The sequence below is a fragment of the Reichenbachiella sp. genome, from assembly GCF_039944555.1.
Classification (GTDB): domain Bacteria; phylum Bacteroidota; class Bacteroidia; order Cytophagales; family Cyclobacteriaceae; genus Reichenbachiella.
On the sequence record NZ_JBDUYN010000007.1, the window covers coordinates 323,182 to 341,683 of the forward strand.

The window sequence follows — 18,502 nt, forward strand, 5'->3', positions numbered from 1 at the left end:
AAATGGTAGCCACACTTCGATTGACGTAAAAATCAGAAACAAAAACTAATTTAACCTAGTCATGAAAAAACGAATTAAACTGATCCAAAAAATCCTGAAAAATCAAGGAAACTATAACGGTGCTATTGATGGTATCATTGGGCCTAATACGATAGCAGCTCTTAGTACTATCTCAGCAATTCATCCTTCATGGTCCAGACAACGCAAGATAGTAGCGGCAATTCAGGTCTTTGCCAATAAGAAAAATATCCCATGTAAGCCTATCGATGGATTTTGGGGACCAATCACCCAGGTTGCTTTTGAGGCACTTTATGCACAGGAATTTATGAATCCGCAGCGGCCTTTTTTCCGACCAGAGGAAATCATAGATGTAAATCCAAATAATTGGCCAAAACAATATACACCTAGCTTTAATACCTTTTTTGGTGATCAAGGTGCTGGCTTGGTCAGTGTAAACTTACCTTATCGACACAAACTTTCCTGGAGACTTACCAAGTCGGTAGGTAGAATCAAATGTCATGAAAAAGTAGCAGAAAGTTTGACGAGAGTCCTTGATGAGGTATTGCGAACCTACGGTCAACAAAAGATTTCTGACCTTAGGCTGGACGTCTGGGGTGGTTGTTTCAATATAAGACCTATTCGGGGCGGAAGAAAACCATCTATGCATAGTTGGGGCATAGCTATGGATTATGACCCTAATAGAAATCGATTAAGGTGGAGTTCTGAAAAGGCTGAATTTGCTAAGCCTGAGTATAAAGATTGGTGGTCAATATGGGAGAGTGAAGGATGGGTGAGTTTAGGCCGGTCACGAAATTTCGATTGGATGCATGTGCAGGCAGCAAAAATCTAATTTATTTACTCCTCTAGTCCTTCAATTGATGCTGTGGGAGTCATAAAACCTACATGATTCGTCTTCTTATGTCTCATGACTCAGCGCCTTGCTTTCGATTGATAAGTATCAGACTAGTATAGCAACGCATGATGACAATACTCAATAAGTTGGAAGCCAAGGTTGGCAATTTACCTCTCTGAAACACGTTTTTAACATGTTTGTCCAAAATCTCTATTAGGTATCTCCTAGGTGATTTTACTGATTCATGTTGCTTCTATATCGCATTTATGCGAAAGTAGGCGTACATTTGAGACCAACCTAGGTTAATTACCCATCATGAGTTGATGGTATATTACATTTGAGAAAAAAGGTTCTGTTGGCAAAATTGAGAATAATTGAGACATTAGATAAACTCTATTCACTTGGCATGAGTGAGTCGTTGAGTACCTATGATACCGCTAAGTTGCAGATCATCAATAGGCTCGCAATTCTGTGTACTGGCTTACTTATAACCCTTTCTGTACTAAATATTATCTTTGGAAACTACATAGGTATAGTCATAGATTTGGTGACATTGATCCTGGTGCCCATTCCTGTGCTGATTCTAAACAACAGAAAGCGCTACGAGCAGGCAATGTATGTTTTTCTCATGGGTTATCATGTTCTGGTGGTCACAGGAAGCTATCACGCGATATGGGAAGGGCGCGCCAATGAGGTTGAAAATTTTCTTTTTCCCGGTGCAATTGCAATAATAATCTTACTGAACGGTGTAGGAAGACATCTTTCCTTTCTTCTCAACTTTGTTGCTCTGGTGAGCCTGAATTATTTAAGATTTGTATTCACCGGTAAATCAATGGCACCGGAATTTTATCAATTGTTGGCCATGATTATAGTCACTTATATTGGAGTGTACTATTTCATCGTTTTTTTTAAAAACCAGCTCATAGCAGCGCTTGAAAAATCCGAGCGCTTGAATAATCAACTCATCAACAAAGAACAAGCCTTATTAGACTCAAACAAATCCAAGGACCGACTGTTCTCCATCGTTGCTCACGATTTGCGGTCACCGTTGGCCCTGGTTCAAGGCCTGTTAGACCCATCCATCCTCAATTCACTAGAAAAGGAGAAATATATGGAGTACTTGAGCACGATCCGGGCACGGATTGGTATCCTTCAGGAGACTATGACCAACCTACTCAGCTGGGCGCAATCACAATTGGGTAGCTTAAAAGTAAACCCTGGCAATGTCGGACTGGATGCTGAGATCCACAGTATTATAGACCTGTTTGCTGATATGACTAAATCTAAGGGAATCGAAATCACCCGATCAGGTGATATCAACTCTAACGTTTACGCAGATAAAAATCATCTCAACGTCATCGTACGAAACATCATTCACAACGCCATCAAGTTTACACCATCAGGTGGTAACATCAAGGTGAATGTGAAGGCCAACGGAGATTCCGTGTGTATAGCGGTTGCTGATTCCGGATCAGGAATAGACGACGTCACGAAGCGTAGCATCCTGCAAAGCAAGCTCATGGAATCTGGTACCGGAACAGACGGAGAACGCGGTTCAGGTGTCGGTCTTAGTTTTTGCCAGGATTTGCTCATCAAGAATCATGGTATCCTAAAGATTAAGGATGGAGAACCTAAAGGAGCGATTTTCGAAATCTACTTGCCTCAGGAAAAAGTTGCAGAGGAAGTAGGCTGAGACATGCACATGAGAGAATTGGACTTATTGAACAATTAATGGTACAATGAAAATTTCTTTTTGTATCTCCTTGGGATTGATCGCTGATACATTTAGATTTTATTTTTAATTCTAATTTCATGAGAATCTCATTGACCGTCAGCGCATGAGTTAGAACCTAACTAAATCAAAAAACATTAATGTACTTTTTGGCATACCCTAAACCAACAAGTCAAACTTAAACTTAAATCATACCAACCTATATGAAGAGCATCTCAAGTTCCCTTGAAGACATCAAGGACAATTACGACGTAGTAGTTATCGGATCAGGATACGGCGGTGGCATAGCCGCATCCAGAATGGCAAGAGCAGGCCGATCGGTATGTCTGCTGGAGAGAGGAAAGGAGTTTTTACCGGGTGAATTTCCCAATACCCTTCTGGAGGCCAATTCCGAAATGCAGTTAGATACCCCTAAAACTAAAATCGGTTCAGATACGGGGCTATTCAATTTTCATGTTGGTAAAGGCATCAATGTACTTTCAGGCTGTGGGCTGGGAGGTACCTCCTTGATTAACGCCAATGTTTCACTCAAGGTAGATCCCAGGGTCTTTGAAAACGGCAAATGGCCACAAGCCCTGATCGATGACAAAGCCGGTATGGAGCGTGGATATCAGCTCGCAGAAGAAATGCTCAAACCCAGTCCTTATCCGGAGAACTTCCCGCATTTGGATAAGCTGGCAGCGCATCAAAAATCCGGTGAGTACCTTGGTAAGACATTCTATCGAACGCCCATCAATGTCAACTTCAAAGATCAGGTCAATCATGTAGGTGTAGAGCAGAAGGCCTGCAACAACTGCGGTGACTGCGTGTCTGGCTGTAACAATACTGCCAAAAACACCACACAGATGAACTATCTGCCTGATGCCCATAATCACGGCGCAGAGATTTTTACCGAGTGTAGCGTTTCATACATCAAAAAATCAGAAGACGGTTGGCAAGTCTATTTTGAACCCGTCGGTATGGGAAGAAAGAAATTCGATGCCCCTTTGTTATTTGTGCAAGCCAAACATGTCATCGTGTCTGCGGGTACTTTGGGAAGCACAGAGATCATGTTGCGCTCCAGGGCTAACGGACTCAAAATGTCTGATAAATTGGGCTATCGCTTTTCGGGCAATGGCGATGTACTTGGCTTCGGATACAATACAGATGGACCCATCAACGGCATTGGGTTTGGCAACAAAAATCCCGAAAACATGGATGATGTAGGACCCTGCATTACCTCTGTTATTGACACCCGCGAGAGCTCGGAAAATTACCGCAATGGTTTGATCATCGAAGAAGGTTCTATACCTGGCGCACTATCTGCAGCACTGCCGGCAGCCTTTGCAGGCATCACCAGCCTGATCGGAAAAGACACCGATGAAGGTTTGGTAGATAAAGTCAAGGAATTGGGAAGGGCGACACTCAGTCTAGTTCGTGGCGCTTATCACGGTGCGGTCAAAAACACCCAAACTTATCTGATCATGTCTCACGACAATGACGATGGTCAGATCGAACTCAACGAAAAGAATCGTGTAGAACTCAACTGGCCGGGCGTAGGTCGAGAACCTATCTTCGAAAAGGCAAACGATACGCTGGAAAAATGCACCGAAGCCCTGGGTGGAACCTATATGGAAAACCCAATCTGGACGAAAGCTTTCGACAAAGATCTGATTTCTGTCCATCCATTGGGCGGTTGTATCATGGGCGACAATGTTGAGTCCGGAGTCATCAATCACAAAGGACAGGTTTTTGATCCGGAAGGAGAGATACACGATGGATTGTATATCACGGATGGGTCGATCATTCCGGCTTCACTGGGTGTGAATCCGCTGTTTACTATCAGTGCCATCTCAGAGCGTAACATGGCCATTTTGGCCAAAGAAAATAACTGGTCCATTGACTACAGTTTACCCTCGAAGCCACGACCAACACCAGAGAAAGGTACGGTCGGCATTCGTTTTACCGAAACCATGAAAGGATTCTGGTCCAAGGATCAGCTGTCAGATTATCAAAAAGGTTATGACTCGGGAAAGACCGAATCCAATCCTTTCGAGTTTACACTGACCATCCAAACGGACAATGTAGACCAGATGGTGGAAGACCCTAAGCACCAGGCAGAGATCGTGGGCTCGGTGATTGCGCCTGGGCTCTCACCTGAGCCACTGATGGTTGCAGGTGGCACCTTCAATCTGTTTGTAGACTACGACGCAGCCTTCAATACCAAGCGAATGAATTATGCGTTGCCGATGCGATCCGAAACCGGCGATAGGTTCTTCATGGAAGGATACAAGCAAATAGACGAGACGGACGGACCCAAACTGTGGCCCGAAACATCAACCTTGTATATCACCCTTTTCGAAGGGGAGAACAACCAGGGAAAGGAAATTGGCAAAGGTATTTTACATATCGAACCGATGGACTTCTTGAAGCAAATGACGACGATGAAGCCGGTCAACGCTTCATCCGTCAAAGAGAAATTAGAAGCGACTTATAAGTTCGGGAAGTTCTTCGCCGGAAGTCTGTGGGAAGTCTACGGGGGTATATTGAAGAAAAGCGAATACTTCGATCCTAACGCACCGGCCAGAAAGAAGCGTCCATTACGCGTAGGGGCACCTGAAGTGTACCCGTTTACTACGGCTGACCGTGTCAACCTCAGATTAACTAGATATCAGGGCGGAAAGAAGGGGCCTGTGATCTGTTCGCATGGACTCGGTGTAGCCAGCAGCATCTTCTCTACGGATTTAATAGATACCAATTTATTAGAATACCTGTATGCGCATGAGTACGACGTTTGGTTGTTGGACTATCGGGCCAGCATCGAACTGCCAGCCTCCAAAAATCAGTCTTCAGGGGATGAAATCGCGAAATACGACTATCCGGCAGCTGTAGAAACCGTCCAAAGCATCACCGGCGCAAAAGATGTACAGTTTGTGGTCCATTGCTTTGGGAGTACCACCTGGAGCATGTCCATGCTAGCTGGCTTACAAGGTGTGCGCTCGGCAGTTTGCTCGCAGGTGTCTACTCACATCGTAGCACCTACCTTGACAAAAATCAAATCTGGCCTGCATATCCCGGGATTCCTGGACAAAGCTGGCGTGGACAGCCTGACGGCCTATGTCGACAGCGAATCCAATTGGATCAACAAGCTGTACGACAAGATCTTAAAAGTCTATCCGTTGCCCTATGAAGAATGGTGCAACAGTCCGGTGTGTCACCGCATCAGCTTTTTGTACTCCTTGTTGTACGAGCATGACAAACTCAACCAGGAGCTGCACGACAACTTGCACGAACTCTTCGGTATTGCCAACATTACGGCCTTGGAGCACCTGGCAGAATTGGTACGTAAGAAACATGTAGTCACTATGGAAGGTGAGGACATTTACATGCCGCATCCGGAGCGAATGGCAATCCCAATCCGATTCATTTCGGGTGAAAAGAATGACTGCTTTCTGCCCGAAAGTACGAAAGAGACCTATGATTGGCTCTGCGAGGCCAACGGATCAGAATTGTACAGTCGCAAAGTCATTCCGGGCTATGGTCACATTGACTGCATTTTTGGCGACAATGCCGTCGAGGATGTTTTCCCTGTGATTCTGGAACACCTGGAAGAGACCAACTAAGCGCTATTTCCATTTTAACCACCCGACGAGAGTGGAAAACCAATTGATTTAATCGAGAAAAACTAAACTATTATGAACGAAATCTTGAAATGGTACCGGGGCATGAGCTGGCTCGGTATCCTGGCAAATTTAATTTTTGGCGTGTTGGCATTTGCGGCGCCCGATACTCTCATCAGTAAGCTTGGACTGCCGTATCTCGAATACAACATTTGGGTGCAAGCTGTAGGTATATTGATTATCGCATTAAGTCGCGTCATTGCATTCGCCGTTTCTGACCCAGGGTTGCGCCCGCGTTTGAACTGGCTGATGATGGTAGTCAAAGGATTGATCGTACTTTTTTGGTTGTATCAAATCAGTGCTTCAGAATATCCGGGTTCCTTTTACGGGCTTTTGGCCTGGGATGGGGTCTTGCTGCTGATTTTGTTTTTCCTGCTGCAGTTTGGTCTGCCGGAGGAGAACCGCCTGAAGACTGCGGATGTCATATGGGCTTTGAAAGCACCGCTGCGGTGGGCGCAAGCCATTTATGTGCGGCCTATCCTGCGATATACCGTATTCCCTGTGTTATTGCTTTTGATTGTTGTGGTCTATCAGCTTTGGCTAAACATCTTGAAGGTCCATCCTGAGATCAGCTACGAAAAGGATGAGGATCAATTCAAGTATGGCGCCATTGGATTGGGGATGAAAGCTAGAATTCCGCTGTACATCTTCAAGGTATTGCCGGAGATTTTCAAGGAAAAACTACCCAAGAATGGACTGGAAGGCTATCGATCGCTGGGGGTGATTTATGAAGATGGGAAAGATATGCCCATTGGCTTTGCGCAACGACATATCGGATACAGGTCGGTGGAGCCCAATTGTGCACTCTGTCATACCGGATCTTATACTACTGCGCCAGGTGGTCCGTCCAATGTGATCCTGGGTGGCCCGGCACACGAGTTGGACTTAGAACAATTCCAGTGGTTTCTCTATGACTGTGCCAGCGATCCCCGGTTCAATCCCGATACTTTGATGCAATACATCGACAAGATTACGGACATGAAATTTGCTGAACGGATGATTTACAAAAATGTGATCATCCCTTTTGCCAAAACGTCGCTGCAAGGACAAGCCGTAGCCTATGCCTGGCAGAAGAAAAAGCCACTTCAGGGCAAGGGGAGAACCGATACCTTCAACCCAACCAAGTTTGACATTTTCAATTTTCCGGTGGATAATACCATCGGTACGGTAGATTTGCCTCAGATCTGGAATCAGCGTCCAAGAGAAGGCCTCTATCTGCATTGGGATGGCAACAACAACAGCCTGGCAGAGCGCAACTATGCCGCTGCCATGGCCGTGGGTGCCACACCGGAGTCTGTGATCCCTGCCAACTTCAACCGAGTAGTGAGTTTCCTGCTCGATTTACCACCTGCCAAATATCCTTATGCCATCAATGAGAATTTGGCTGCAAGCGGCAAGCGCATCTACGAACAGAATTGTGCGAGCTGTCACAGTTTTGGTCAACCTGCTACCGGACATGTTACTTTATTGGAAGACGTAGGCACAGACCCTTCCAGGTTATATTCCTTTACCAATCAGCTGGTCGACCGTTTCCATCAATTCAACAAGGCACCATTTGTTTTTCAGGCTTATCGCAAGACCTATGGCTACGCCAATACACCTTTGGATGGTGTTTGGGCCAGAGCGCCGTATCTGCACAATGGTTCGGTACCCAACTTGGAGGACTTGCTCAGCAAGCCTGAAGATCGTGCCCAAGTATTCTATAAAGGCTACAACGAGTACGATACAGCAAGAATGGGCTTTGTGACCGCAGGCGCCAACGCCGAACGCATTGGCTTCAAAATGAATACCATTGATACAGGAAATGGAAACCAAGGACATCTGTATGGCACTGATTTGCCTGAAGATGACAAAACCGCTTTAATCGAGTACATAAAAAAACTTTAACACAAACCAACCTAACGATTTATGAAATCCAAGCATCACAACTTTCATGACCCGCGCTATTCAATGTTGCTGTCAGGCATCAACGACTACGTAAAAAAGGAAGCCAAAGGAGTGAAGGGCATGAATGCCAAGCATGAAATGGTGACAGCCATGTCTCGGGTCATTGAAAAGCGAACAGCAGCAGAAGGCGGCCTCATTCACCGAATCAGCCAACTACTTACCAAACTGCTCCTTTTTTTCAAAAAAGATAAAAAAGGGGTGTTGGACGATTGCATGGAGATCCTGCTGGAGTACAAACTACTCAAACTGGCAGGGCTGGATGCCAAGGCAGACGAAAAGAAAGAGGAACTGAAATTCTCCCAATGCGATCCCAAGTGGGTAGAGGCAGTATTGGTATGGATTGATGCCTACGTGATCCATCATGATAAGCCATCGTATGCGAAATACAAGCAACTGGATGATTTTGCCTATGACATCCCAGATAAGGATTTGAAAGTTGGTTTGATCGCCGATTGGGGTACGGGGGAAGAGCAGGCCGAATTGGTTTTGGATCAGCTCTTTGCTCAGCAACCAGACATTATCTTGCATTTAGGGGACATTTATTATTCTGGAACTGAAGAAGAGTATCAGGATAATTACCTGGATGTGATCGTAAAATGTCGCAAAAAACATGGTGTGAACACTCCCGTCTACAATCTTCCAGGTAATCATGATTACTACAGCGGAGGGCAGCCATTCTACGATTTCTTATCTAAAACCAACTCTCAGGCTTCAGACTACCCGCAGCAGGAAGCCAGCTACTTTGTTCTGGGCAACAGTTCCTGGCAATTGCAAGGCATGGATACGGGGCACAACGATCGCAATGTATTTGAAGTAGGGAAGGATATCACGCATTTGCAAATTAAAGAAGTGACATGGCATCATCATCACCTGGATAAAGGTTTAGCTTCGGATAAGCGCATTCTATTATTTTCACACCATCAGCTTTTTTCCAGGTTCTTAAACATCGGCAAAATCAGCCATAACAAGCATCTGCTCAAGCACTTTGACAAGTATCTGGACAAGGTTTCAGGTTGGTTTTGGGGTCATGAACATCTGCTCGAGATTTACAAGCCCTTTCTTGGATTGGAGAAGGGTAGATGTATTGGCAATGGCGCTGTTCCTATCATTTATGATGAAGGCAACCCATATTGGGCTACAGCAAAGTATAAAGGCAGTCCAATCAGTCCCATTCCGGATATCATTCCCGAATCTGTCGTAGACAACAATGGCGATATTTATGCCAACGGATTTGTTATGCTGGATTTGAAGGTGAACAAAGAGGGGAAGGCCTTTTACTATTCAATACTGCCTGACGAAGAATTAAAATTGGTGCATCAAGAGGAGCTTTGAACGGCAATAAACTCATAGATGTGTAACAGGCAAGGAAGCATAACAAACAGGCGCCTGTTACTTGACATAATTCTTACTTTCAATTAAAATAAGTGTTAAAAAATGAGTTTTATAGTCAAATTTTAGCTAATCTTATATACCAGCATGTGACAGAATATATTTACCGAGTAATTCTAAGATATATCTTATGCTGATGCCGTAAAAAAATCCACTATTTTCTTGATGCGAGCTGAAAGGCTCAACCCTAGTCAGGACGTCAGGTCCTTGCCGAACCTATATATTATCCAAAACCTATATTATGAACCTACCTAACCTATCTCCGGAAAAAACAACCTCAACTTTGGCTTTCACAGACACGTTTAATCAACACAAAATTAATCGATTCAGAAGGCAAGAATCATTTAGGAAAGAAAACCTAAATAGGTTCTTAAATCTCACCAAGCGAGAAGTTGAAGTATTGTCTCTTGTTGTCAACGATTACAACAATCCTCAAATTGCTACTCATCTATTTATCAGTAGAAAAACCGTAGAGCAGCACAGAAAAAATATATATAGAAAATTGCGAATCAATACGATCCCACAATTATTCCAATATGCCTTGGCATTTGATCTGATATAAAATCAAAATGCCCAAGATTAGGTATTTCATTAGTATGTTATAATCATAATATTTGATCTCATGTGATTACAGCATGAAGAGTGTGTATTCTCGGATCAATTGAATACTTATTTGTTGACGAGAGAAGGCATTTAGAGTAATGTTTATACAAATTATCTTATCAAAATTGTCATGAAAAAAAGTAAAGTAGATGATCTCCAGATTTTTCTTGAGATTTCAGTTTACCTCACTGGTTTTAATAAAAATGAGCTGTTGGGTACTGGGATGTTGGATACTTACTATAATACGGTTGCTGCAAATAGCAATCCCGAGATTCTCGACTTTTTCTACGTAGAAGCAAGACGAATTCTGAGTTGCGGAAACGAAGACGAAATCAACAAGGAAATCAAACTCAATCTTATACCCGATTCCGCTTATCGGGGTTTGGCGAAGAATATCATAACCATGTGGTATATGGGAAATTGGGGAGGCCAAGTGATTAATGCAGAATCATACATTCAGGGGTTGGTTTGGGATGCAGCAGAAACCCATCCACCTGGTGCGAAGCAACCCGGATATGGCTCATGGAGTGAGCGACCTATTCACATCAACTGCAAAAAACATTCGTCATGAAAGATAGAGAAAAGGAATACGATGTGGTCATACTAGGATCAGGAATTGGAGGAGCTATCATGGCCAAAACACTGACACAAGCCGGAAAGAGTGTTCTCTTGCTCGAAGCTGGATTGGAGGCTGGTATTAGCATGGACAAAACAGATGCCTTCGGTAATTACATGAGCTATCTTGATAGATTCTATAAGGCTCCTGCAAAAGCGCCTAATTCACCATACCCTAACCTTAAAGATGCACCGTCCATTGATGTTCTGGATATACAGGCGATCGAAGGTTGCAACAAGCCTAGCACCAAGGGATATTTGGTACAGGCCGGGCCATTACCCTTTGGCAGTGACTGTCTACGTGGCCCTGGTGGTACAACCATGCATTGGCTTGGCTCAACTCCTAGAATGCTTCCGAATGATTTTCAAATGAAAACTCGCTATGGACAAGGGGTAGATTGGCCAATTACCTACAAAGATCTCATGCCATATTATGAAATGGCTGAACTGGAAATAGGTGTTTCCGGATCTGTAGCAGAACAGAAAGGACCTGATGTAAGCAAAAATAATTATGGAGTTGGTTACAACTTTCCAATGAAAAAGATTCCTCAAAGCTATTTGGATGCCAATGTCATGGGGCATTTTAATAGACCTGTGAATAAAGTGAACATGAATGGCAAAGAATATGAGCTCATGTTTGTGAGTACGCCGCAGGGAAGAAATTCTATTCCGAATCCTGACTACCCGTTTCGAGACATCACATGGGAACCGGCGGAGGAAAAACTCAAACTTCAAACCAATAAATATTGGAATTCGGAGACCAAAAAAGTTGAGAAGATAGACGCCGCCGAAAAGGAAAATTATGTACCAGTAGGTGCTATTTGGAACCAAAATGAAGGTCATCGTTGTGAAGGCAATGCCAGCTGCGTTCCCATTTGTCCGGTTCAGGCCAAGTACAATGCGCTCAAAACGTTGCGCAGGGCGGATCAGGAGAAATTGGAGATAAGAACGCAGTCAGTTGCTTCCAAAGTTCTGATTGATGAAAAAACAAAAGAAGTATCTGGAATAGAATACAAAAGATATGATAATGATGACCTTCCCACATTTGAAACTCATGTGACGAAAGGTAGGATTTATGTGCTGGCTGCAAGTGCTATAGAAAACGCAAAAATTCTTTTGGCTTCCGATGCAGCGAATTCTAGCGATCAAGTAGGTCGGAATCTAATGGATCATCTATGCTTACTGACCTGGGGCTTGCTTCCGGAGAAGGCTTATCCGTTCAGGGGCCCCGGATCTACTACTAATATTCCCACTCTTCGCGATGGTGAATTCAGAAAAGAACATGCAGCGTGTATCATACCATTAGATAATTGGGGTTGGGGATGGCCAGTCTTTTCTCCCGGATCTGATGTGGCAAGTGCAGTAAGTGGTGGCATGTTTGGTAAAGAATTGAGGGACCACATCAATGGCATAGTGACCAGACAATTGTTGTTACACTTCGAGTGTGAGCAAGCACCCGAACCAAGCAATAGGGTGACTATTGATCCTGAATATCTAGATCCGATTGGTAACTATAGACCCGTGATTCACTATGATGCTTCTGATTATATGAAAAAAGCTTTTGAGGCCAGCAAGAAAGTTTCGGATCAAATATTTGCAGATGCTGGAGTAGAAGATCATACAGCCTATAGTGCTGACCTTGATCCTGATTATGTCGAATACAATGGCAAGGGTTATAATTTTTGGGGTGCGGGTCATATCGTTGGAACACATCGAATGGGAAATTCCAAGGAAAATTCTGTGGTAGATTCTGACTCTAAAACTTGGGATCATGATAACCTCTATCTGGTTGGCTGCGGCAACATGCCAACACTTGGAACTTCCAATCCCACGCTTACTATGAGCGCTTTGGCATTCAAAACTGCAGAAGCGATTCTTAAAAGATTAAAAAAATAAAAACAAAACAATGAGTCTAACTTATAGTCAAAAAAGCAATCCAAAACGCCATCAGCTTGTTCCCGATGATGCAAGTTTGAAACGATCGGATAATGGAAACATTGAGCTTGCTGAGAAAAGGGAACCCATAACTATTGAGCATTTACGGGAACGCATACAACAGGCAATTGAACTCGAACATTCGACGATTCCCCCATATCTCTGTGCGTTGTATTCTATAAAAGATGGTACAAATCAAGTCGCCGCCGAAATTATAAGAAGCGTTGTGATTGAAGAGATGCTGCACATGGTGATGGTTGCCAATCTGCTAAACGCCGTTGGCGGAAAGCCTATCATTGGAGAAAAAATTAAGGGCAAGTTCACGCCAGACTATCCCACAGAATTGCCTGGAGATGTGATGCCGGGCTTTATCGTTGGGCTTAACGATTTTTCACCAGCTACGATCCGGGAGTTTGAAAAAATTGAGCACCCCGAAGGAGGTAAACAATTTTATGAAAATGACGATAACTCACAGGGTTCATTTGGTGGTATTGGAGAGTTTTATGCTGCCCTTATAGAGGACCTGGAAGTGTTGGAAAAACAAGCCAAATCAAAAGGGAAAACCATATTTACGGGAACTGTAGCTCAGGTTACAGGAGAGCATTACTATGGAGCTGGTGGCAAAATAATAAATGTCCGTAATCTGAAAGATGCTAAAGAGCTAATCAACGAAATTGTTGGTCAGGGAGAGGGAACTCTGGGTACCATATTTTCAGAGCCCTACGATGAGGACAATGATTATCAATGGTTCGGGCCTGGAGTGGATGAGTATGCTCATTATTTCAGATTTAAGGAAATCCGCTACGAGAGATTTTACGCTCCTACTGATTCTGCGCATAGAGACAGCCCAAATAAGGGCCTTCCAACTGGAGAAAAGTTTCATGTGGATTGGGAAGCTGTTCATAAATTCAAACCCAACCCAAAGCTAGACAACTACGAAGTTGGTTCAGACCTCTATAAGAAAACGTTGGAATTTAACGAAACCTATATGGCTTTGCTGAACAATATCAATGAAGCATGCAATGGCAACCCAGAGGTTCTTAAGACTGGAATTCCCCTCATGTATGATCTGAAATATAAGGCGACCGAACTGATGAATATCCCCGCAGGAGATAATGAATATATGGCAGGGCCGAGTTTCGAATTTACTAACTGCCCAGAGCAATCATGAAGGTCGCCGTAATAGCAAAGTGGACCATTTTACCTGGCAAGCAAACCGAGGCAGTAACAGCCATCAATGCGCTTGCTGAAAAAGTGAAAGCAGCGGAGTCTGGCACGTTGGTCTACCTTCCTCATGAAGTGAATATAGAGGGCTATAATAATCCTGTGCCCTATGATGGCGAGATTGTTTTTTATGAAGTATATCAAGATCAGGATGCTTTCGATGTACACCTGTATGGGCCAAACGGAAAGGATAATCCAAGTGGGCCTTTTACAGATTTCCTAAAACAATACAGCCATTTATTTCTTTGTAATAAGAATGACGGCAAACCCTATATGCATGTAGAAGCCTTGCACCTTTTGTCTGGCTTCATACGGGAAGAAAAGCCTCATGATGTCTAGCAGATTCTGAGATTACTAACTGGATCTAACTATTTAATCAATAAAACCATCGATTTATAATGCTAATCAATACTAAATCTATCGCCTTCTTACTTGCCACTGTTGCGCTCTTTGGATGTGATTCTGGCCAAAATAATTCAGCAAACCCATCTGTTAAACAGAGATCCAATGACGAACAAGCCGTCTTGTCAATTCTATATCAGCAAACTGCGGCTGAATATCAGGCACTATGTCATCAGGCATACAATATGGCCAGGCTTCGTTTGGATATGGCCCTAAAAGGCGAAAAGGCCAATTGGGACAAAGTCATTATCACCGATTTGGATGAAACAGCTCTTGACAACAGTGATTTCTATGGTTGGCTATACGAAAACAACATGACCTATAGCGAATCAAGCTGGACTGAATGGGTCGAATTGCGCCAGGCAAATCCTATTCCGGGAAGTGTTTCTTTTTTTCAATATGCGGACAGCATGGAGGTAAACGTATTCTACATTTCAAATCGAGATACCTCACATGTCAATGCTACTAAAGCAAACCTGGAAGCATTCGGCTTTCCACAAACAAAAAAAGAAAATATGCTTTTTAAAGCTGAGACGAGTAGTAAGGTCGCAAGAAGAAAGGTTGTTGAGGACAAGTACACGGAGCAAAATATCCTGATGCTGCTAGGTGATAATCTGAATGATTTTCATTCATTCTATGACAAAAAATATCCGAATGCCGATATCAAAAGGAAAGTTGATAGTGTAAAAAGAAGTTGGGGAAAAAAATTCATAGTGTTTCCAAACGCCAATTACGGAGATTGGGATTTCAGATTATACGATTACAAATTTTCGGAAAATATTCAGTTTAAAGACAGCATGCGCTTGCTAAACCTCAGGAGCGTGAAGGGCATGCCTTCGGGAAACTAAGAAAGTAAAAAAATCAGTTTAACCGCCAAACAAACAAAAAATGAGCAATAATGAGAACCTGCGCGCGAGTACGCCAAAATTGAGTACAGCAGAAGCAAAAAAAGTTATAAAAACAGCATTGGGAGCTAAGGCCCCATCTACACTTGGTCCACTGACTGAGCTGCCAGGAAAGTGGGTAGGAAAAGGTTTCAATTTGATTGCACTGCCAGATTTTGCCGGTGGTACCAAATTCCGGGTCAAGCTCAATGCCATCAATGAGACTCTTGAATTTACCGATGATGTTGGCCCTATTCCTAACAGAGGAAATACTCAGCCCGACATTACTTATTTGGGCCTAAGATACTTGCAAACAGTGGAAGATGCCCAGACAGGAGAAGGTTTGCATATTGAACCCGGACTTTGGATAAACCTGCCAGCAAATGACGTTCAGAAGGAAGCAACAGTGGCTAGAATGGGCACAGTTCCTCATGGAGATTCTCTTTTGGCTCAGGGGCCGTTTTTTACCTTTCCCGGTGCTCCTCAGTTTGGAGTAGCGGATGCTACTCCTTTTACATTAGATCCAAATACAGGCGCACGTATCAATGATACGAGTGAGGCCTATTTGAAACCTTATACCGATGCTACGCCTCCTCCAGGCATACCAAAAAGTGCAATCCTTGACCCCAATCAGCTTTTGATAGCATCAAACAAAGAGCAAGAAGCCTTAGGTAGAAAAATCGTCAATACCATAGTTATGCAAGTCAATGCTTCTCCGATAGGTGGTATCAATGGAACGCCCGTCACCAAAGATCCAGGCACTGAAGGGGGAATCGTAAATATCCCATTTGTTGTTAAGAATGCAGATGCCAATAGTATGTCCGCAATCTTCTGGATCAATACACTTGAGAATCCGGATGGTAGTCAATTCCTTCAATTACAATATACCCAAACTGTCATTCTTGACTTTCCTGTTCCAGGAGCAGATGGAAAAACCATGGTAGATATTAAATGGCCTCATATAACAGTCGGGACACTTACCAAGCGATAGTTTATTAGATGTCCTGAATTTAAGAATATAAGACACGATGAGTAATAAAGATCTGCCAAAGATGATGCATAGCACATACTTTACATTGGCCATGGGAAGCACACCTGCTAACAGGGAAAGCTTTATAGAGTCATGTGCTGCCTATTTGTCAAAATCAAAGGGAATGTTGTCCTTTTGGGTTGCAGAATTGGCCGAAGACGTGTTCCGACTTGAAAATGATCGGGATTTTAATATTTCGATGAATCAAGTGTTTGAAAACCAAGCAGCATTTGATCTGTATAATTCAAATGATACTAGTCACAAGCAATTTGTAACAGAAGTGAATAGATGGGCCGCGGGTACAGGAAGGCGAGTACTTGATTCCTATCTCAGCGATTTAATTGCTAGCGACGGACGCCATATCCCAGCCAGTAACGAGTCACCACGCATGGTACACAGCATATACTTTTCTCTGACGGATAATTCAGCAGAATCGATAGACCAATTCACGGAATTATGCCTGAAATACTTATCAAATCATAAAGGAGTATGCACGTTTGCGATAGGGGGAGTAGCCAATTTGCATAGAGATGTTTCTATCACAAATTATGATGTGGCCATGAACATTTTATGGCAGAGTAAAGATTCCTATAGCGAATACTTAAAGAGTCAGGAACACGACGATTTCTTGATGGCCAGTCAGGGAATGATCAGTAATACGCAAGTATTCGATTCTTATGTTCATGAAACACCAATGGCTAATCCACTGACTCACAATTAATTATAAAACCATTAAAACATGATTTCTAAAGCAATTAATGAATTAGCTCAAAAGTTGAGTGGGTACGTCTTACAAGCCGGCGATGCTGAGTATGAAGCTGCCACACAAATTGACAATGGACGCATACAGCTGAAACCACTGGTTATCGTTCGTCCTACAGTTGTAGAAGATGTCGCCCTCGGACTGAAATTCGCTATTACGCATAACCTTCCATTTACCATTAAAGGAGGAGGTCACAGCGCAACCGGCTACTGTCTTAATGATGATGGTCTGGTGATGGATATGAAGCACCTGAATTCAATCACCTTCAACAAGGATAAGCAAACAGCACATGTTCAAATGGGTGTCATCTGGTTCGATGTTTATAAGTTCATGGCTGATACTGGTACTGGGCTGGTTCCAATTGGTGGAGGCTGTCCGACGGTTGCTCCACCGGGTTTTGTTTTAGGAGGCGGTTATAGTTTTGTCTCCAGATCCTATGGAATGAGTATTGACAATATTCTCTCAATGAAGATTATTACTCCGGATGGAACACTGAGGCATATTGGAATCGATAGCAAGTCAAAAGAGGATCAGGATGTCTTCTGGGCCTGCCTGGGAGGAGGGGGAGGCAATTTCGGTATTGTAGTTGAAATGGAAATGAAAGTACATCAACCGAAATCAGAAAAAATGCTGGTTGGACAGATGCGCTATCATTTGGAACAGGCCGAAGAAGTCCTTGGTTATTACAACGAATGGGTGGAAACTATTCCTAATGAAATGGCAGTATATGGCTTTGTGGGTAATCAGCCCGATTTTGTTGAAACTACAAAAGATGTCAAGGTCCTGGGCCTAACTCCCGTATTCAACGGCGAGTATGCCGAAGGTTTGGACCTGCTTCAAGGCCTGTTGAAATTGAAGCCAATCAATACAGATCTCAAAAATATGACACTTCCTGATTGGGAATTTTTCAACGGTAACACCACAAAAGTGTCAGGAAACAGCGCGTACATTCGTTCATTAATTCTCCCTAAACATGGTATGAACAATGATGTCGCAAAGGTGTTTATCGAATATATGAGTAAAGCGCCTTCTCCACTCAGTTTTTGTGTTTGGACCTTATCTGGAGGCGAGATAGCATCCAGAAACCCTGCAGATACTGCATTTGTACATCGACATGCCCGATTTATTCCGGAAGTGAAGTCCATCTGGGATGCCGACCAGCCGGGAGATGCTTTAAAAAATGTTGAGTGGGCCTATGAGTTCTTTGAGGCTCTTGGAAAAGCCGGAGGAGCTACTGGCGCCTATGTCAATTACATTGACCCATTGCTCCATGATTGGCCAGAAAAGTATTACGGGGAGAATTATGCTCGACTCAACGCCATCAAAAAACAAGTTGATCCTAAAAATTTCTTCAACTTTCAACAAGGAATTGGCTCGTCATTTAACCCTAATCAGAAGCTGACCGATTTGAGTCCATTGAACAGGACGATTTTCAAATAGAAAGACTGACTTGGGAAGTCCTCGCG

General features: G+C 43.4%; 14 protein-coding genes. All 14 read left to right on the forward strand.

Annotated features, from left to right (window positions below; genetic code table 11):
- Positions 1-61: 61 nt before the first annotated feature.
- The 14 genes from ABJD64_RS09990 to ABJD64_RS10055 all read left to right on the forward strand — a co-directional run bounded on the left by ABJD64_RS09990 (position 62) and on the right by ABJD64_RS10055 (position 18,476).
- Positions 62-850, forward strand: a complete 789-nt coding sequence (locus ABJD64_RS09990) for a M15 family metallopeptidase (RefSeq protein WP_348178273.1) — start codon at positions 62-64, stop codon at positions 848-850.
- Between the two features lie 409 nt (positions 851-1,259).
- Positions 1,260-2,546 carry a HAMP domain-containing sensor histidine kinase gene (locus ABJD64_RS09995; protein ID WP_348195091.1) on the forward strand — a complete coding sequence of 429 codons (1,287 nt, stop codon included), beginning with the start codon at positions 1,260-1,262 and terminating at the stop codon, positions 2,544-2,546.
- 242 nt (positions 2,547-2,788) lie between these two features.
- Positions 2,789-6,187, forward strand: coding sequence for a GMC family oxidoreductase N-terminal domain-containing protein (locus tag ABJD64_RS10000; RefSeq protein ID WP_348178277.1), 3,399 nt, complete (start codon positions 2,789-2,791; stop codon positions 6,185-6,187).
- Between the two features lie 102 nt (positions 6,188-6,289).
- The gene (locus tag ABJD64_RS10005; RefSeq protein WP_348178279.1) at positions 6,290-8,131 is read left to right on the forward strand and encodes a c-type cytochrome; all 1,842 of its coding nucleotides are present in this window, start codon (positions 6,290-6,292) and stop codon (positions 8,129-8,131) included.
- A 21-nt stretch (positions 8,132-8,152) separates the two neighbouring features.
- Positions 8,153-9,523 (forward strand): metallophosphoesterase, encoded by a 1,371-nt coding sequence (locus tag ABJD64_RS10010; RefSeq protein ID WP_348178281.1) that lies wholly within the window; start codon positions 8,153-8,155, stop codon positions 9,521-9,523.
- A gap of 298 nt (positions 9,524-9,821) precedes the next feature.
- Positions 9,822-10,142: a helix-turn-helix transcriptional regulator gene (locus ABJD64_RS10015; RefSeq protein ID WP_348178283.1), complete on the forward strand. Its 321-nt coding sequence runs from the start codon at positions 9,822-9,824 to the stop codon at positions 10,140-10,142.
- A 171-nt stretch (positions 10,143-10,313) separates the two neighbouring features.
- The gene (locus ABJD64_RS10020) at positions 10,314-10,754 is read left to right on the forward strand and encodes a hypothetical protein (protein ID WP_348178285.1); all 441 of its coding nucleotides are present in this window, start codon (positions 10,314-10,316) and stop codon (positions 10,752-10,754) included.
- Positions 10,751-12,694 carry a GMC family oxidoreductase gene (locus ABJD64_RS10025; protein WP_348178287.1) on the forward strand — a complete coding sequence of 648 codons (1,944 nt, stop codon included), beginning with the start codon at positions 10,751-10,753 and terminating at the stop codon, positions 12,692-12,694. Before ABJD64_RS10020 ends, ABJD64_RS10025 begins: the two co-directional genes overlap by 4 nt.
- A gap of 10 nt (positions 12,695-12,704) precedes the next feature.
- The gene (locus tag ABJD64_RS10030; protein WP_348178289.1) at positions 12,705-13,904 is read left to right on the forward strand and encodes a ferritin-like protein; all 1,200 of its coding nucleotides are present in this window, start codon (positions 12,705-12,707) and stop codon (positions 13,902-13,904) included.
- Positions 13,901-14,296 (forward strand): antibiotic biosynthesis monooxygenase, encoded by a 396-nt coding sequence (locus ABJD64_RS10035; RefSeq protein ID WP_348178291.1) that lies wholly within the window; start codon positions 13,901-13,903, stop codon positions 14,294-14,296. Before ABJD64_RS10030 ends, ABJD64_RS10035 begins: the two co-directional genes overlap by 4 nt.
- Positions 14,297-14,355: 59 nt before the next feature.
- Complete coding sequence (locus ABJD64_RS10040; RefSeq protein WP_348178293.1) at positions 14,356-15,207, forward strand: 5'-nucleotidase, lipoprotein e(P4) family; 852 nt, start codon at positions 14,356-14,358, stop codon at positions 15,205-15,207.
- 40 nt (positions 15,208-15,247) lie between these two features.
- The gene (locus ABJD64_RS10045; RefSeq protein WP_348178295.1) at positions 15,248-16,234 is read left to right on the forward strand and encodes a heme-binding protein; all 987 of its coding nucleotides are present in this window, start codon (positions 15,248-15,250) and stop codon (positions 16,232-16,234) included.
- A 37-nt stretch (positions 16,235-16,271) separates the two neighbouring features.
- On the forward strand, positions 16,272-16,994 hold the full coding sequence (locus ABJD64_RS10050) for a hypothetical protein (protein ID WP_348178297.1): 723 nt from the start codon (positions 16,272-16,274) through the stop codon (positions 16,992-16,994).
- Positions 16,995-17,012: 18 nt separating this feature from the next.
- Entirely contained in the window at positions 17,013-18,476 is a 1,464-nt protein-coding gene (locus ABJD64_RS10055; RefSeq protein ID WP_348178299.1) for an FAD-binding oxidoreductase, read from the forward strand.
- The last annotated feature ends 26 nt before the right edge of the window (positions 18,477-18,502 follow it).

Bases quoted from the DNA above. Each gene is read 5' to 3' on its own strand.
- ABJD64_RS09990 (WP_348178273.1), top strand. From the start codon at position 62: ATGAAAAAACGAATTAAACTGATCCAAAAAATCCTGAAAAATCAAGGA.
- ABJD64_RS10040 (WP_348178293.1), top strand. From the start codon at position 14,356: ATGCTAATCAATACTAAATCTATCGCCTTCTTACTTGCCACTGTTGCG.
- ABJD64_RS10020 (WP_348178285.1), top strand. From the start codon at position 10,314: ATGAAAAAAAGTAAAGTAGATGATCTCCAGATTTTTCTTGAGATTTCA.
- ABJD64_RS10045 (WP_348178295.1), top strand. From the start codon at position 15,248: ATGAGCAATAATGAGAACCTGCGCGCGAGTACGCCAAAATTGAGTACA.
- ABJD64_RS10000 (WP_348178277.1), top strand. From the start codon at position 2,789: ATGAAGAGCATCTCAAGTTCCCTTGAAGACATCAAGGACAATTACGAC.
- ABJD64_RS10055 (WP_348178299.1), top strand. From the start codon at position 17,013: ATGATTTCTAAAGCAATTAATGAATTAGCTCAAAAGTTGAGTGGGTAC.
- ABJD64_RS10010 (WP_348178281.1), top strand. From the start codon at position 8,153: ATGAAATCCAAGCATCACAACTTTCATGACCCGCGCTATTCAATGTTG.
- ABJD64_RS10005 (WP_348178279.1), top strand. From the start codon at position 6,290: ATGAGCTGGCTCGGTATCCTGGCAAATTTAATTTTTGGCGTGTTGGCA.
- ABJD64_RS10025 (WP_348178287.1), top strand. From the start codon at position 10,751: ATGAAAGATAGAGAAAAGGAATACGATGTGGTCATACTAGGATCAGGA.
- ABJD64_RS10050 (WP_348178297.1), top strand. From the start codon at position 16,272: ATGAGTAATAAAGATCTGCCAAAGATGATGCATAGCACATACTTTACA.
- ABJD64_RS10015 (WP_348178283.1), top strand. From the start codon at position 9,822: ATGAACCTACCTAACCTATCTCCGGAAAAAACAACCTCAACTTTGGCT.
- ABJD64_RS10035 (WP_348178291.1), top strand. From the start codon at position 13,901: ATGAAGGTCGCCGTAATAGCAAAGTGGACCATTTTACCTGGCAAGCAA.
- ABJD64_RS10030 (WP_348178289.1), top strand. From the start codon at position 12,705: ATGAGTCTAACTTATAGTCAAAAAAGCAATCCAAAACGCCATCAGCTT.
- ABJD64_RS09995 (WP_348195091.1), top strand. From the start codon at position 1,260: ATGAGTGAGTCGTTGAGTACCTATGATACCGCTAAGTTGCAGATCATC.